The sequence below is a fragment of the Soehngenia longivitae genome (genome assembly GCF_004684055.1).
Taxonomy (GTDB): domain Bacteria; phylum Bacillota; class Clostridia; order Tissierellales; family Tissierellaceae; genus Soehngenia; species Soehngenia longivitae.
Window position 1 is genome coordinate 15,793 of record NZ_SRIB01000013.1, and the last position, 17,001, is coordinate 32,793.

Below are 17,001 nucleotides of genomic sequence, written 5' to 3' on the forward strand. Positions count from 1 at the left end.
TTTAATTCTAGTCAATTTTATTATTACCCAGATTGTGATATAATTGTTGTAATTATTATAACTTGTAGGTGGTTTTATGTACGATATTTCAAATATCTCTCAAATTGTTCAAAAGTATGCTCAGATCACAGCGTCTATTGCAGGAGTCGATGTCGAGGTTGTAAATTATAAACTCATAAGAGTTGCTGGTACGGGAATATTTAACGAATTGTTGAATGAAGATGTTTCAGAGAATTCACATATATATAAAAACGCAATTCTTTCAGGAGAAAGGCAAATTGTCTATGAGCCTGGTAAAGATGAGAGATGTAGAAACTGCAAAGAAAAAGAATTCTGCCAAGAAAAATTTGAAATCTCAATGCCCATAAAATTAAATGAGGAGATTTTAGGTGTAATTGGCATGGCTTGCCCAAGTGAGGAAGCAAAAGAATACATTATAAAAAATTTGGACAATTATCTTCTTTTTTTAGAGCAAATTGCGGATTTTATAGCTACAAGAGCTTATGAAGAGCAAGAGTCTTTGTTTAGGTCAGCAATGTATGATACATTAAAAACAGTGATTAAAAATATGGATGAGGGAGCTATCATAATCGACAATGACGGTCTTGTAGATACTATAAATCCAAGCGCTAAGAAACAATTAGGAATAACTAGGATAATAAATAAAGAGAAGATAGATATATTACCTACAGGTGATACTGTAGAAAATAGTATGGAATATGTGGTTAGAATTGGAGAAAACGAAAATAAAGTAATTGGCGATATAATAGATATACCTAATAATCCTATGTACAGACAAGTTATGTTATTTCGAGATATTAATAAAGTCCATACAAATATTTACGAAATGACATCTACAATAAATATAATGGGAACAGATAAAATAATTGGCTCAAGTCCTCAAACGAAAGCTTTGAAAGAGGAGATCAAAAAAGTATCAAACTCTATTTCTACTATTCTAATAACTGGAGAAAGCGGGAGTGGGAAAGAGGTAGTAGCTACTGCTATATGGCAAAATTCTGACAGAAGAAATAAAAGATTTGTTGCAATAAATTGTGCTGCTATTCCTGAACCTTTGCTCGAAAGCGAATTATTCGGATATGTCAAAGGGGCATTTACTGGAGCTGATCCTCGAGGGAAAATTGGTAAATTTGAACTTGCAAATAATGGTGTGATTTTTTTAGATGAAATTGGTGATATGCCTATTTACTTACAATCTAAGATATTGAGGGTTATACAAGATAAGAAAGTAACTAGGATAGGTTCTAATCAAGTTATACCACTAGATTTAAGGATAATTGCAGCAACAAATAAAGATTTAAGAAAGATGATAAATGAAAATAAATTTAGAGAAGATCTCTATTATAGATTGAATGTCATCCCTATTCATATTGTCCCATTGAGAGAAAGAAAAGAAGATATTCTTGATTTGTTATATTATTTTATTGATTATTACCGAAAATTGTTCGGTAAAAAATTTATTAAGATTGATGAAAAAACAGTACAAAAATTATTAGAATATCCGTGGTATGGCAATGTTAGAGAATTAGAAAATACTGTGGAATTCATGGTAAATATGATGGAAGATGGAGTAATCAACGAATCATCTCTACCGTTAAACATTAGGAACAATGATGAAAAAAATATTTATAAAGATAGTATAAGACCCTTGAAAGATATTGAATCTGATGAAATAAAAAAAGCAATAAATTTTTATGGGGATTCTACTGAAGGTAAATTAAAAGCTGCAAAGGCTTTAGGGATAGGTATCGCTACGCTTTATAGAAAACTTAATCAATAGTTTATTGGAGTGTTTTTATGCAAGATTTAATGATTGATTTTGTGAATAATTATGGATACTTTGCTATATTTATACTCATATATATAGAGAACATTTTTCCGCCTATTCCATCTGAAGTGGTGTTACTTTCTGGTGGTGCGTTAACTGTTATTACTGATATGAATGTATTAGGTACTATAATATTTGCTACCATTGGTTCATTAGTTGGAGCCATAACTCTTTATTCTGTAGGTAGAGCTATAAATAAAGAGAGCCTAGTTAATTTCTTGAGTGGCAAGATAGGTAGAAGGCTGAAGTTAAAACCAGAAGCAATAGATAAAGCTCAAATTTGGTTTATGAAATATCAAGAAAAAGCAGTCTTGATATGTAGATGTATTCCAATTGTGAGGAGTATAATTTCTATTCCTGCAGGATTTGCTAAGATGAATGTGCTTAAATTCATATTACTCACTTTAATTGGCAGTTTAGTTTGGAATACAATTTTAGTAAACTTAGGAGCATTATTTGGAGAGGCATGGGAAAAAGTTTTAATATACTACACTGGTTATCAATACCTTATATTAGGAGCAATAGCAGTAGGGATCATATATTTATGGATTAAGTTTAGAAAAAAGAAAAACAATTAATGTAACTTTAGAGCAATTTGAGATTTTTTCATTAAACTATTATCATAATGATAATTAGCATACAAACAACATATCTGCTCACTTTGAAGTTTTATCAATTTGACAATTCATTATCAAATTGATAAAACTTCATTTTTTTTAAAAAATTTTTATCATAAACTAGCATATAAAACGAGTATTTTACTCATTTTTGTATTTTAAAAAAACACATTATTTTTAAATAGAGGGAAAATATTTGGCATAGTTCTTGCATTATATATAATCAAGAGCTTGATAGAAAGAAAGGTGAAAAGATGAGTACAAAATATGAGATCGTTACCAATGACATAACCAAACGCAAGAAAGCTGACTTAAGCTTCTTAAGTGAGGATATGGCAAAAAAAGTTTTGAAGTTTCATAAGAGCTTTCCTCAATATAGTGAAACTCCATTAGTAGAGCTAAAAAACTTAGCTGATTATCTAAAAATAAAGGACATTTTCGTTAAAGATGAGTCATTTAGATTTGGATTAAATGCTTTCAAGGTTTTAGGCGGGAGCTTTTCAATTGGAATGTACATTGCTCAAAGGCTCAATAAGAACATTGAAGAATTGACTTTTGAAGAGCTAACCAGTGATGAGATTAAAGAAAAGCTAGGGGATATAACATTTATAACTGCAACTGATGGAAATCATGGCAGGGGAATAGCATGGACTGCTGAACAACTTAGACAAAAGGCTATTGTTTACATGCCAAAGGGAAGTGCTATTGAGAGACGAGATAGGATTAGAGTGCATGGGGCAGAGTGCGAGATATTAGATTTAAATTACGATGACTGTGTTAGATATGCAAGTAAAATAGCCGAAGAAAAAGGTTATGTAATGGTTCAAGACACATCGTGGGATGGATATGAAGACATTCCAAGATGGATTATGCAAGGGTATATGACAATGGCATACGAAGCATATAATGAGCTTAATGCTGGGAATATTGTACCTACGCATATATTTGTACAAGCGGGAGTTGGTTCTTTAGCTTCTGCAGTGACAGGATTTTTTAGTTCAGTATACAAAGAAAACAAACCCATTATAACAATTGTTGAGCCTGATAAAGCAGCTTGTTTGTTTAAAACCGCTCAATATGATGATGGTAAACTACATCCAGTCACAGGAGATATGAATACTATTATGGCAGGATTAGCTTGTGGAGAGCCTGTCACTGTAGGATGGGAGGTACTCCATTCAAATTGTGAGTTTTTCTTAAAAGTTCCAGACAATACTGCTGCTCATGGAATGAGAGTTTTAGGAAATCCTTTAAGAAAAGACAAAAGAGTGATATCCGGCGAGAGCGGTGCAGTAACGGCTGGCGTAGTCTCACAGCTTATGAGATTAGATGATTTAAATGAAATAAGAGAAAAGATCAATTTAAATGAAAATTCAGTGGTATTGTTATTTAGCACAGAAGGCGATACCTATTTTGAAGGATATTTGAATGTAGTGTGGAATGGTGCATATCCAAACGAATAAAAAAACAAAAGGAGAGATATTATGAATTTTAATGATTTAATGGGGCAATTAAAACAACTCAATTACAGCAATTTGTATCATAATGACTTTTTTCTAACTTGGGATAAAACTCAGGATGAATTGATGGCTGTATGGACTGTAGCAGATATGTTAAGAAGGCTTAGAGAAAACAATATAAGTCCAAAAGTTTTTGATTCAGGACTAGGCATTTCAATATTTAGAGACAATTCTACAAGGACGAGATTTTCTTTTGCTTCAGCTTGCAATCTATTAGGTCTTGAAGTTCAGGATTTTGAAGAAGGGAAATCTCAAGTTGCTCATGGTGAAACAGTCAAAGAGACAGCAAACATGATTTCATTTATGGCCGACGTTATAGGAATTAGAGATGATATGTATATAGGTAAAGGCCATACATATCAAAAGGCTGTTGCTGATTATGTTGATGAGGGATATAGAGAAGGGGTGCTTGAGCAAAGACCTACTATAGTAAATCTCCAATGTGATATAGATCATCCAACTCAAACCATGGCCGATGCATTGCACTTAATAAATGAATTTGGTGGTATAGAAAACTTAAAAGGCAAAAAAATAGCCATGACTTGGGCTTATTCTCCATCATATGGCAAACCACTTTCTGTACCTCAAGGGATTATTGGACTTATGACAAGATTGGGCATGGATGTTGTCTTAGCTCATCCAGAAGGATATGAGATCATGCCAGAAGTTGAAGAGATAGCTTTGAAAAACGCTAAAGAATTTGGGGGATCATATACAAAGACCAATTCTATGCAAGAAGCTTTTAAAGATGCTGATATTGTTTATCCAAAGAGTTGGGCTCCATTTGCTGCTATGCAAGAGAGGACTAAGCTTTATGGTGAAGGGAAATTTGATGAGATAAAAGAGCTTGAAAAACAACTTTTATCTCAAAATGCTGAGCATAAGGATTGGGCTTGTACTGAAGAATTAATGACAACTACAAAGAATGGTAAAGCTTTGTATATGCATTGCTTACCAGCTGATATCACAGGTTTGAGTTGTAAAGAGGGCGAGGTAGATGAGTCAGTATTTGATAGATATAGAGTGCCATTATATAAAGAAGCTAGCTATAAGCCTTATATAATAGCAGCAATGATATTTTTACAAAAGATAAAAAATCCTGAAGTCACATTGAAAGATTTATTTGACCAAAATAAAGCGAGATTAATTAGATAAAGGAGAGTAAAAATGAATATCGAAAAAGAAAAAGTTCTAGAGCTTGCTAAAAAATATGAAAAAGATATAACTAAATTTTTAAGAGATCTAGTCAAAATTCCCGGAGAGAGTGCACAAGAAGAAGGTGTAATTAAGCGAATTGAACAAGAAATGAGAGCACTGGATTTTGATAAAATTCAGATAGATCCAATGGGAAATATACTTGGCTTTATTGGTAAGGGCAAAAAAATTATAGGATTTGATGCACATATAGACACTGTTGGCATAGGAAATAGGGAAAATTGGAATTTTGACCCATATGATGGTTATGAAACCGAATCAGAAATTGGCGGAAGAGGCACATCAGACCAATTAGGAGGTATTGTTAGTGCTGTATACGGTGCAAAGATTATCAAAGAACTCAATCTAATAAGCGAAGAATATTCAGTTATGGTTACAGGAACAGTTCAAGAAGAGGACTGTGATGGACTATGCTGGGAATATATCATTAAAGAGGATAAGATAAGACCTGAATTTGTTGTTTCAACAGAACCTACTGATGGTGGGATTTACAGAGGACAAAGGGGAAGAATGGAGATAAGAGTAGATGTGACAGGGATTTCTTGCCATGGGTCCGCACCAGAAAGAGGAGATAATGCTATATACAAGATGGCTGAAATTCTTTTAAATATCAGAGACTTAAATGAGAACGATGCTTCTGATGAAAATGAAATTAAAGGTTTAGTGAAGATGTTAGACGAAAAATACAATGAACAATGGAAAGAAGCGCGATTTTTAGGTAGAGGAACTGTCACTACTTCTGAAATATTTTTCACTTCACCAAGCAGATGTGCGGTTGCTGACTCATGCTCAATATCATTGGATAGAAGAATGACGGCTGGGGAGACATTTGAAAGTTGCTTAGAAGAAATCAGAGCTTTGCCAGCAGTTAAAAAATACAATGCAAAGGTGAGCATGTACAATTATGAAAGACCAAGTTGGACGGGCCTTGTTTACCCTATCGAATGTTATTTTCCAACTTGGGTTATACCAGAAGATCATAAAGTGACAGAAGCACTTAAAGAATCCTATGAAGCTCTTTATGGAAATAAGAGAACAGGTTCTGCTGAAACAGAACAAGAGAGAGTTAATAGACCGCTTGTTGACAAATGGACTTTTTCAACAAATGGAGTATCTATAATGGGAAGAAATGGGATACCAGTAATCGGATTTGGTCCAGGAGCAGAAGCACAAGCTCATGCCCCAAATGAAAAAACTTGGAAAGATGATTTAGTTAAATGTGCAGCTGTTTACGCATTACTTCCATCAGTTTATACTTCTAAATAATGATAAGCTCTTACGAGCTTATCATAAAAAAGAAAGGTGTTTGTCATGAGCGATAATTTAATAGCTATGAATTTTGAAAAATTGTTAGATGTTGTTTTAAATGACTATAAAAGGTATAACAAGATTTTTGAAATAGACAAAAAGGATTTTTACCGTTATGAAAAAAATATTTCTATTGACTACTTGGGAAACAAATTAGCCTCACCAATTGGCCCTGCTGCTGGTCCACATACACAACTTGCTCAAAATATAATCTCGGCTTATCTGACTGGCTCAAGGTATTTTGAAGTAAAGACTGTGCAAGCTGTAGATGGAAAAGAAATGCAGAAAATGATTTCAAAACCTTGCATCGATGCAAAAAACGTCGGGTATAATGTGGAATGGTCTACTGAATTGACAGTAGAAGAGGCAATGGAGCAGTATATTTACGCTTCTTGTCTCTTAGAAGCCATTGCTAAAGAGCTTCAGATTTCAAATCAAAAGGATTTCATCATAAATATAAGCGTTGGCTATGATTTAGAAGGCATAAAATCGCAAAAGGTAGATAGCTTTATTGAAAATCTTAAAGATGCATCAAAAAATAATGCTTTTAAAAATGCAAAAGCAATACTTAAAGAAAATATAGAAAGATTCAACAACCTAACTGTTGAAGATGTTGATAAGATATCGCCAAACATCTCAAATATAGTGACTTTATCCACAATGCATGGCTGCAAAAAAGAAGAAATTAAGGCAATAGCTACGCATTTAATTGAAAATAAAAAGATGAATACTTTTGTGAAGCTAAATCCAACTCTTTTAGGTTATGATAATGTGAGAAAAATTCTCGATGACTTTGGCTATAACTCAATTGAGTTATCAAAGACGGATTTTGAAAACGATTTACAATTTGATGATGCAGTAAAACTAGTTAGAGATCTAAAAGAGATTGCAGTAAAAAATAGCCTAATAAGTGGAATAAAGCTTACAAATACTCTTCCTGTTTATAATACGAGAAACAAATTAAGAGGAGATAAGATGTATCTCTCAGGTAAACCTTTATTTCCTATAGCGATAGGTGTTGCCAAGAAATTCTTCGAAGAATTTGATGATTTAAACATATCTTTTTCAGGTGGCATAGATAAAGAAAATGTTAGAGAGGTTCTATCAACAGGGATTATGCCAGTTACATTTTCCACTGTATTACTTAAACCAAAAGGATATTTAAATACATTAAAAATAGCAAAGGAAGTTGAAAAACTAGATGTTTTAAGTTTAGGAAAATTAAATATTGAGAGACTCACTAAATTAATAGAAGAAACTAATACTAGCAACTTTTACAAAAACCACGGTGAAAAAGAGACATTAAATGATGAGCTAACCACATTTGATTGTTTCAAAGCAAACTGTGGCATATGCGTAAATACTTGTCCTAATAGAGCAAATATTAAATTGGAAGTTCCAAATTTATCTGCTAGTTATCAGATTATACATCTGGATTCTAGATGCAACGAATGTGGAAACTGTGCAGACTTTTGTCCTAAAGGGGGAAAACCTTACTATAAAAAAATCACAATATTTGAAAATAAAATTGATTTTAATAATAGTTGCAACACCGGTTTGATGAGATTGAGCGATTCTAAATATCTTATCAGAGATATAGAGGGCCAAATTTCAGAAATTGAAATAGACATAGAAGAAGGTTCAACAGATCCATTTATGATGACAATCAAAGAATTAATAAAGGTTTATCCTTATCTTTTCTAAAGTTGTTTTATGGATTCTATGAAGGAGTGAAAGCTGTGATTATTGGAAATGGTACAGTCATAACAAACGATGAGAAAAACACATTGATAGAAGATGGAGCGATTCTCATCAAGGACAATTTTATTGCAGAGGTTGGAAGTTTTAAAGACTTGATAACAAAATACAAAGATGAAGAAGTAATAGATGTAGATGGGAAACTGATTATGCCAGGATTTATATGTGCTCATAGTCACATTTATTCAGCATATGCTAGAGGAATGAACGTAAATAAAAATACATCTGGGTTTTTAAATGTATTAGAAAATTTATGGTGGAATCTAGATAAAAAATTGAGCTTAGAAGATGTAAAATTAAATGCTTATACCACTTACATCGAATCCATAAAAAATGGTGTGACAACATTAATTGATCATCATTCAAGTCCAAATGCCATAGATGGGAGTTTATATAAAATAAAAGAAGCTGCCACAGAGATTGGTATTAGAACTAGTTTATGCTATGAAGTAACCGACAGAGATGGATACATCAGGAGAGATTTAGGGATAAAAGAAAATGTTAACTTTATCAAATATTGTCAAAATGACAATTCTGACATGATTAAAGCATTATTTGGGCTTCATGCATCATTTACACTATCTGATGATACGCTCTATAAAGTTAAAGAAGCTTCAAATGGATTGGACACTGGATTTCATATCCACGTAGCTGAAGGCATACATGATCAATTTGATTCTCTAAAAAAATACGAGAAGCGAGTAGTAGAGAGGTTGTTTGACTTTAATATATTAAACGAAAAATGTATTGCAGTGCATTGCGTACATATAAATCCACTTGAGATGGAAATATTAAAGCAAACTAATACAAATGTAGTGCATAATCCTCAAAGCAATATGAACAATGCAGTAGGATGCCCTAACGTATTGAGAATGATGGATATGGGCATAAACGTTGGATTAGGGACCGACGCATACACGAATGATATGTTCGATTCAATGAAATGTGCTAATATATTGCATAAATTTAATACTTATGATAACACGGTGGGCTTTAATGAAACAAAGAAAATGCAATTTGAAAATAATCCTAAGCTATTGAAAAATTATTTTAAACATGAACTTGGAATAATAAAAGAAGGTGCATATGCTGATGTTATTACACTTTCTTATGATCCGACAACCCCACTAGATGAGAGCAATTGGTTTGGGCATCTCATATTTGGCTTAAGTGGGAGAGATGTCAACGATACTATGGTAAATGGAAAATTCGTGATGAGAGATCGTGAAATTTTGACAGTAGATGAGAGAAGAATTAATGCAAATTCAAGACAAAGAGCAAAAGAAATTTGGAGATTGATTTAACACAATCTTAGGAGGTTTAAAAATGGAAAAAAGTACAAATAAAAACACATCTTTGTTCAGTTTAGATGGAAATCCTAGCTTGAAAGTGGCACTCCCAATGTCATTGCAGCACTTATTAGCAATGATTGTAGGGAACGTATTACCTGCATTAGTATTATCAGGTGCAATCGGATTAGATGCTAATCAAAGGATTCAATTAGTACAAGCCAGTATGTTTATTGCTGCAATTGGAACCTTTCTTCAGTCTTTTCCTATATTCAGGATTGGCTCAGGGCTTCCGGTAATCATAGGAGTTAGCTTTGCATATATCCCAACTATATTAGCAATAGGTGGAGAATATGGTATAGGAGCTATATTTGGGGCTCAAATATTTGGTGGATTGACAGCATTTGCAGTAGGTATTTTTATTAAGAAAATAAGAAAATATTTTCCTCCAATGGTCGCAGGAACGGTGGTTTTCACAATAGGGCTATCTCTTTATAGAGTTGCAGTAAACTACATGGCTGGAGGATTTCAGTCAACTGACCCTAGATATGGAGGATTAATTTATTGGGGAATTGCAGTGTTGACTTTAGTTGTGGTATTGCTATGTAATATGTTTGGAAAAGGATATGTTAAACTTGCAGCTATTTTAATCGGAATCATAGTAGGATATATTGCAAGTTTGATGGCTAACATAGTTTCATTCGACAGTATTCAAACAGCATCATGGTTTAATTTGCCTAAGATTATGCCATATAAATTTGAATTTCCACCTGCAGCTATTGCAACGATGATGGTCATGTTTGCTGTTAATGCTGTACAAGCAGTTGGCGATTTTTCAGGAACTACAGTAGGTGGCTTGGATAGAGAACCTACAGATGAAGAACTTTCAAATGGAATTAAAGCAAACGGAGTTTTGAGTATTATAGGGTCTTTTATAGGCGCATTGCCAACAGCAACATATAGCCAAAATGTAGGCATAGTTGCAATGACTAAAGTAGTTAGCTTAAAAGTTTTTAGATTGACTTCACTTTTTATATTGGCAGCTGGATTTGTGCCTAAATTTGGCGCTTTCATGACATCTATACCACAATGTGTCATAGGCGGAGCTACAATATCTGTATTTGCACAAATTACAATGACGGGAATGAAATTGATAGTTCAAGATGAAATGTCAGTTAGAAACACGACTATAGTAGGGCTTGGAATTGCACTAGGAATGGGTATAACGCAAATACCTGCTGAAGGACTTCAATATTTGCCAGAGTGGTTTAGAATGGTATTTGCAAGTTCGCCAGTTGTCCTTGCTACAGTGGTTGTATTTGTACTAAATCTTATTTTGCCAAATAAGACATTAGCTGAGGAAGAAGCTGAAAGGAAAGCCATTGAAAACAAGTAGGGGTATTAGGTAAATCATTTTTTACCTTTAAATCTTAGGAGGCAAAGCATGAAAACATTGATTAAAAATGGACTTATAGTAAACCCTGATGCATCTTTTTATGGATCGGTTTTGATAGAAGATGGGACTATTACGGAGATGGGTAAAATTGAAAACATAAGTGATTGCAATGTGATTGATGCAGAAGGAGAATTAGTTATTCCGGCAGGAGTAGATGTGCACACTCACATGGACTTGGATTTAGGAAATTTTAGAGCAGTTGATGATTTTTATTCTGGATCAATTGCTGCATTATATGGAGGTACTGCTACAATAGTAGATCATATAGCTTTTGGCCCGAAGAATTGTGATTTGAGATACATGATAGATCAATATCATAAATTAGCAGATGGTAGATCTGTTTGCGATTATTCATTTCATGGGGTAATTCAACAAGTAAATGATAGTATATTTGACGAGATGAAAGAACTAGCCAAAGAAGGGATAACGAGTTTTAAGATATATCTTACTTATGACAATAGATTGTCAGATGAAGAAATATTAAGAGCTATGGACATAGCGAAAAAATTAGAAGTAACCCTAGCAGTTCATGCTGAAAATCATGGGATAGTAACATATTTAAGGCAATATTTTGGAGAAAAGGGATACAAAGAACCAATATATCATGCTCTTTCAAGGCCAAATAAGTCAGAAAGTGAAGCCATAAGTAGAATGATAGCTCTTTCTGAAATAACTGGGTATCCAAATTTGTACTTTGTCCATGTATCTACTAAAGAAGGACTAAATGAAATAATAAACGCTAGAAAAAATGGAGCGAAGAATATATATTGTGAAACCTGCACACAATATTTAACTTTGGACAAAGAAAAATATGAAATGGATAGCAATGAAAGTGTAAAATATATAATGGCTCCTCCCTTGCGAACGAAGGAAGATATTGAAGCTCTTTGGAGAGGGATCGAAAACAAAGATGTTGATGTCATAGCAACTGATCATTGCCCGTTTATGCTTGACCAAAAAATCGTTGGAAAAGAAGATTTTAGGTTATCACCTGGCGGTGTTGGTGGTGTTGAAGAAAGAATGGAACTAGTTTTGACTGAGGGGATAAGAAGAGGAGTTTCTCTAAATAACTTAATTGAAAAATTGTGTTCAAATCCAGCTAAGATCTTTGGAATTGATAAAAAAGGGAGCATAAATATTGGAAATGATGCTGACATTGCAATACTGAAAAAGCAAAGATATACCATTTCTAAATCAAATCGACATTCTAAATCAGATTACACTGTGTATGAGGGTTTTGAATCGGACTTTAAAGTAGATAAAGTGCTGCTAAGAGGCGATATTGTAATAGACAATGGGAAAACATTTAATGAATTAAAAACAGGGAAGTTTATAAAAAGAAGTCAAAAGATAAGTGATAAATTTCTATCTAACTTATATAGAAATGTAGAAATGAGGTAAAAAAATGTATACCCTAAACATTAACGATACTATTTATAGTGTAAAAGAAGACATGCTGCTTATAGATTATTTAAGAGACGTGCTAAAAATTACATCTGTAAAGGATGGTTGTAAAGAAGGTGCTTGTGGCACATGCACAGTTATAATAGACGGAAAAACTCAAAGAGCATGTACACAAAAATTGTCTAGATTAGAGAATAAAAAAATACAAACCATCGAGGGTTTCACACAAAGAGAAAGAGATGCTTTTGTGTATGCTTTTGGAAAAGTAGGGGCAGTTCAATGTGGATTTTGTATACCGGGAATGGTTATATCTGGGAAATGTTTGTTAGATAAAAATCCTAATCCAACTAAAGAAGACGTGAAGATGGCAATAAAGACGAATATTTGCAGATGCACTGGATATAAGAAAATAGAAGAAGGAATATTATTAGCAGCAAAGATATTGAGAGAAAATTTGGAAATTCCTGAATTTGATAATCACATAAAATTAGGCGAAATAGTAAAAAGAGTAGATGTAGAAGATAAAGTACTTGGCACAGGGAAATATGCAGATGATTATTATGTAGATGGCATGTTATATGGTAAAAATGTATTTACTAAATATGCAAGGGCTAAAATACTTTCGATCGATACTTCGAAAGCAGAACAATTAGAAGGTGTGGTTGCCATTTACACAGCAAAAGATATTCCCGGCAATAGGTATATTGGACATTTAGCAAAGGATTGGCCAGGTATGATCGACATAAATGAACAGACAAAGTGCATAGGCGACACTCTGGCAATGGTTGTGGCAGAGACTAAAGAAATAGCACAGAAAGCGTGTGAACTAGTAGAAGTTCAATACGAAATCTTAAAACCAATAACAAGCCCTGAAGAAGCTAAACAAGAAGGTGCTCATCAAATACATGGTGAGGGATTTATGCATTTTGGTAAGTTTAGAGTTCCTGAAAACAACTTATTTGATCATGAAGAAGTTAAAAGAGGAGATGTAGAAAGTCAATTTAGGAAAGCTAAGTATTTTGCAGAAGGAACATTTGAACTTCCTCCCACAGAACATGCTTTTATGGAAGTTGAATCCGCACTTGCAATGCCTTACGAAGATGGCGTTTATGTAATTACAGGAGGGCAAGGGATATACGATGAATACAATGAAATAAGGGAGTATTTAGGGATTCCAAGAGAAAAGGTAAGAATCCATTCTGCTTATGTAGGTGGAGGATTTGGCGGCAAGGAAGACATGAGCGTGCAGCATCAAGCTGCACTGTGTGCATATTTGACAAAAAGACCAGTTAAAGTTTCATTTACAAGACAAGAAAGCATTAATTATCACCCAAAAAGACATGCTATGAAGATATATGCAAAAATTGCCTGTGATGAAAACGGAAAATTTTTAGCTATGAAAGCTAGACTCACCTCAGATACTGGCGCATATGCTTCACTTGGTGGTCCAGTATTGCAACGAGCGTGTACTCATATGGGGGGACCCTATAATTACCAAAACGTCGATATAGAAGGGAATGCTTATTATACAAATAACCCACCTGCTGGAGCTTTTAGAGGATTTGGAGTAACACAATCAGTTGCAGTTATAGAGTGTTTAATAAATGAATTAGCTCAAAAAACTGGATTATCAGGTTGGGAGATAAGATATAGGAATGCTATAAGACCGGGAGAAGTACTACCTAATGGACAGATTGCAGATGAGGGTACTGCCATGGCGGAAACATTGGAAGCTTTAAAAGATGAGTTCTATAAATATGAGAATGATCCAAATTATTATGTTGGTATTGCTTGTGCTATGAAGAATTCAGGAATAGGCGTTGGATTAAAAGATACTGGGAGATGTAATCTAAAAATAAAAGATGGTAAAGTGCATATTAAATCATCTGCTGCTGATATGGGTCAAGGGATACAAACTGTTTTAATGGAGATAGTTGCATACACTACAGGATTGACAACAGACAAATTGATTGTCGAGCATCCTGACACAGAATACACACCTGATTCAGGAACTACTACTGCATCAAGGCAGACGGTTTTTGCGGGAGAAGCAGCAAGAATTGCAAGTACACAACTAAAAGAAGACCTAGACAAAGGATTTACACTTAGTGACTTGAATGAGAAGGAGTATAAGGGAGAGTTTGACTACAAAACTGATCCTATGGGTTCAGACAAAGAGAACCCAGTGAGCCACATCGCTTATGGGTATGCTACTCAGATTTGTGTATTAGATAAGGACGGAAAAGTTGTCAAAGTATTTGCTGCACATGATGTTGGAAAAGTCATAAACAAAACTGGGGCAGAAGGTCAGGTTGAAGGTGGAATCGCAATGGGGCTGGGGTATGGATTGACTGAAGATTTTCCATTAAAAGATGGAGTGCCTCAAGTAAAATTAGGAACACTTGGTTTATTTAAAGCTCACCAGATGCCAGAAATTGAGGTTAAATTGATAGAAAAAAACCCAGCGGATAAACCTGCTTATGGAGCGAAGGGAATAGGAGAAATTGTGGCAACACTTATGGCTCCTGCTTTACAAAATGCTTATTATAAAAAAGACGGGATATTTAGATATAAATATCCATTAGAAAATACATTTTACAGCAAGAAGAAATGAGAATGTTAGATGAGCTAATTGATATCAATTAGCTCATCTGCTTTTAAACTGAATATAAAAACCACAACAAGTCTACAATAAATATCCATAAAAAAATAATTTTTTTATTTGATTTACTCTTTTCCTAGTACAATAAATTTCTATTAATACAACCAAATAGCATCAATTTCTATTATTGTATTAGGCTTGCTATTTGGGACATTGCCTTTTAATACTGAATTTCATGCATCAATTCGAGAGGTTTTTATTGAATGGTACGAAAGATTGACCTTGTTTAGATGCTAAGTAAGATACTTGGTATTGTACTTGAATATATAAATAGTTTAATGTATGCTTAATGAAAGGTGATTTCATGAAAAAACTTATATTGCTTATAGTGGTAATAGTTTTAACAGGGTTTATAGTAATAGGCTGTACTAATCAAAATCCTCCTGATGAAAATATAGAATTACCAGAAGGTACAGATCAACAAGTATTATCTGATGATCAACTAGTTCAATATGAAGGTAAGATAGCTATAATCACTGAAGATGTAGTTTTAAAAGACCCATATGTAATTACAGTATATACTAATGATAATAATATTTATCAAACATTAGAAAATGAGGAATTTCAATTAAATAAAAATGACATGGTAATAGTAATTGAGGGAAATGGTAATGAATGCAGAGTTGTTCAAGCATTTGGGGATATTCCACGTATTCGAGGAACAGTTGATAAAAGTAAACTTAATTTTGATGAGTCACTTTTTGCCAATAATGCTAACCAAGCTGTTGTAAAAAATGCAATGAGCTATGATGAAATTGATGGTAATGAAAAAGGGTTACAAGCTGGAGTAGGGATAGTATTAGAGCGAAAAGAAGACTGGGTAAGGATGTCCATGCCTATGCAGGAATCTGATCTTTGGTTTAAATCAGAAGATCTGTCATATGATTTTGATACATCAGTAATTGATATTAAAAACTAATATAATATAATTATTCCTTTGCAAATGATCCATTAAAATAAAATTAATCAGAAGTATTGGAAAATACTACTTGATTTAAAGAAGAGATAAGTAATGAAAAAGAAGAATATAACAACAACTTCAATTTTAATAATTATTATAATTGCTATAGCAGTATGGGTAAGAAGCATTAATGTTAATCCCTTAAAAAGCATAAATACATATGTTTGACTTCACTTGTGTAATTGAGTAGCTATAACTTATAATGCAAATAAAGTGATAAGGGCAATGGTCACAGAACTAAAAAACGAAAGGATGACATTATGAAAACATTGGAGGTTATCATGAAAAAAAGAACAATCATATTACTTGTTATGGCGTATGTGCTTGTATTAGCTGGATGTACTTCGCAAGAAGAACAGACAGAAACTGAATCTTTGGTTGGGTATATAGTTATTGAAGACAATACATTATATTTGGATAGAGTTGAAATAGTTACAATTGAAGATATTGATAGAATAGCAGAACTTGAATTAAATCAAAATGAGGATCTTCCTAATGGGTATTATATTTATAACCCAGACATAGAGAAAGAGGAATATGAATTAACAGACAAAACATTATATACTTTTATTGATTCGGATCTTCTTTTTATAAATGATAAAGACAGCGATAGATCTTATACTACTACAAAAAAAGAAGAATTCATTCAACATTTGGAAACATCATATTCTGATGAACCTCCTGCTCAAAGAGTTCCTTTCTTTATTGAAGTGAAAGATGGTGAAGTAATAAGTATCACAGAAAAACTTGAGTTCACAATTTAGTTAAATGAGGGATTTAGTTCCTTGTGCAAATATCTACAGGACACATACTAAATTTTGACTGTATAAAAATTAATAGTTATTTATTGATAGGCTATATTACAGTCGGACATGGTTATATTTGTAAGACCAGCTATTAAAAGTCAAGAGATAAATTAATTTATTTTGCCTTTGCGATTATAGAATTTCTGTCAGAACCCG

12 protein-coding genes are annotated in these 17,001 nt (G+C 33.3%); all 12 read left to right on the forward strand.

Annotation, left to right across the window (positions count from 1 at the left end):
• The first annotated feature begins 76 nt into the window (after nucleotides 1–76).
• The 12 genes from E4100_RS08515 (at nucleotide 77) to E4100_RS08570 (ending at nucleotide 16,803) form a co-directional block, all read left to right on the forward strand.
• Nucleotides 77–1,801, forward strand: a complete 1,725-nt coding sequence (locus tag E4100_RS08515) for a sigma-54-dependent Fis family transcriptional regulator (protein ID WP_135271625.1) — start codon at nucleotides 77–79, stop codon at nucleotides 1,799–1,801.
• A 17-nt stretch (nucleotides 1,802–1,818) separates the two neighbouring features.
• The gene (locus E4100_RS08520; protein WP_135271626.1) at nucleotides 1,819–2,427 is read left to right on the forward strand and encodes a DedA family protein; all 609 of its coding nucleotides are present in this window, start codon (nucleotides 1,819–1,821) and stop codon (nucleotides 2,425–2,427) included.
• Between the two features lie 293 nt (nucleotides 2,428–2,720).
• Complete coding sequence (dpaL, locus tag E4100_RS08525) at nucleotides 2,721–3,929, forward strand: diaminopropionate ammonia-lyase (protein ID WP_135271627.1); 1,209 nt, start codon at nucleotides 2,721–2,723, stop codon at nucleotides 3,927–3,929.
• Nucleotides 3,930–3,950: 21 nt separating this feature from the next.
• Nucleotides 3,951–5,141, forward strand: a complete 1,191-nt coding sequence (gene ygeW, locus E4100_RS08530) for a knotted carbamoyltransferase YgeW (RefSeq protein WP_167792109.1) — start codon at nucleotides 3,951–3,953, stop codon at nucleotides 5,139–5,141.
• A gap of 12 nt (nucleotides 5,142–5,153) precedes the next feature.
• On the forward strand, nucleotides 5,154–6,467 hold the full coding sequence (locus E4100_RS08535; protein WP_135271629.1) for a YgeY family selenium metabolism-linked hydrolase: 1,314 nt from the start codon (nucleotides 5,154–5,156) through the stop codon (nucleotides 6,465–6,467).
• Nucleotides 6,468–6,512: 45 nt separating this feature from the next.
• On the forward strand, nucleotides 6,513–8,213 hold the full coding sequence (locus tag E4100_RS08540; protein WP_135271630.1) for a hypothetical protein: 1,701 nt from the start codon (nucleotides 6,513–6,515) through the stop codon (nucleotides 8,211–8,213).
• A 35-nt stretch (nucleotides 8,214–8,248) separates the two neighbouring features.
• Complete coding sequence (gene ssnA, locus E4100_RS08545; protein WP_135271631.1) at nucleotides 8,249–9,571, forward strand: putative aminohydrolase SsnA; 1,323 nt, start codon at nucleotides 8,249–8,251, stop codon at nucleotides 9,569–9,571.
• 22 nt (nucleotides 9,572–9,593) lie between these two features.
• A complete protein-coding gene (locus tag E4100_RS08550; protein WP_135271632.1) occupies nucleotides 9,594–10,952 on the forward strand; it encodes a uracil-xanthine permease family protein in 1,359 nt (452 codons plus the stop codon).
• Between the two features lie 48 nt (nucleotides 10,953–11,000).
• Nucleotides 11,001–12,413, forward strand: coding sequence for a dihydropyrimidinase (gene hydA / locus E4100_RS08555; protein WP_135271633.1), 1,413 nt, complete (start codon nucleotides 11,001–11,003; stop codon nucleotides 12,411–12,413).
• Nucleotides 12,414–12,417: 4 nt separating this feature from the next.
• On the forward strand, nucleotides 12,418–15,030 hold the full coding sequence (xdh, locus tag E4100_RS08560) for a selenium-dependent xanthine dehydrogenase (RefSeq protein ID WP_135271634.1): 2,613 nt from the start codon (nucleotides 12,418–12,420) through the stop codon (nucleotides 15,028–15,030).
• Nucleotides 15,031–15,382: 352 nt separating this feature from the next.
• A complete protein-coding gene (locus E4100_RS08565; RefSeq protein ID WP_135271635.1) occupies nucleotides 15,383–15,997 on the forward strand; it encodes a hypothetical protein in 615 nt (204 codons plus the stop codon).
• A gap of 323 nt (nucleotides 15,998–16,320) precedes the next feature.
• Nucleotides 16,321–16,803, forward strand: a complete 483-nt coding sequence (locus E4100_RS08570) for a hypothetical protein (RefSeq protein WP_135271636.1) — start codon at nucleotides 16,321–16,323, stop codon at nucleotides 16,801–16,803.
• Nucleotides 16,804–17,001: the final 198 nt, after the last annotated feature.

Bases quoted from the DNA above. Each gene is read 5' to 3' on its own strand.
- E4100_RS08550 (WP_135271632.1), top strand. From the start codon at position 9,594: ATGGAAAAAAGTACAAATAAAAACACATCTTTGTTCAGTTTAGATGGA.
- ygeW (WP_167792109.1), top strand. From the start codon at position 3,951: ATGAATTTTAATGATTTAATGGGGCAATTAAAACAACTCAATTACAGC.
- dpaL (WP_135271627.1), top strand. From the start codon at position 2,721: ATGAGTACAAAATATGAGATCGTTACCAATGACATAACCAAACGCAAG.
- E4100_RS08565 (WP_135271635.1), top strand. From the start codon at position 15,383: ATGAAAAAACTTATATTGCTTATAGTGGTAATAGTTTTAACAGGGTTT.
- hydA (WP_135271633.1), top strand. From the start codon at position 11,001: ATGAAAACATTGATTAAAAATGGACTTATAGTAAACCCTGATGCATCT.
- E4100_RS08540 (WP_135271630.1), top strand. From the start codon at position 6,513: ATGAGCGATAATTTAATAGCTATGAATTTTGAAAAATTGTTAGATGTT.
- E4100_RS08520 (WP_135271626.1), top strand. From the start codon at position 1,819: ATGCAAGATTTAATGATTGATTTTGTGAATAATTATGGATACTTTGCT.
- E4100_RS08535 (WP_135271629.1), top strand. From the start codon at position 5,154: ATGAATATCGAAAAAGAAAAAGTTCTAGAGCTTGCTAAAAAATATGAA.
- E4100_RS08515 (WP_135271625.1), top strand. From the start codon at position 77: ATGTACGATATTTCAAATATCTCTCAAATTGTTCAAAAGTATGCTCAG.
- E4100_RS08570 (WP_135271636.1), top strand. From the start codon at position 16,321: ATGAAAAAAAGAACAATCATATTACTTGTTATGGCGTATGTGCTTGTA.
- xdh (WP_135271634.1), top strand. From the start codon at position 12,418: ATGTATACCCTAAACATTAACGATACTATTTATAGTGTAAAAGAAGAC.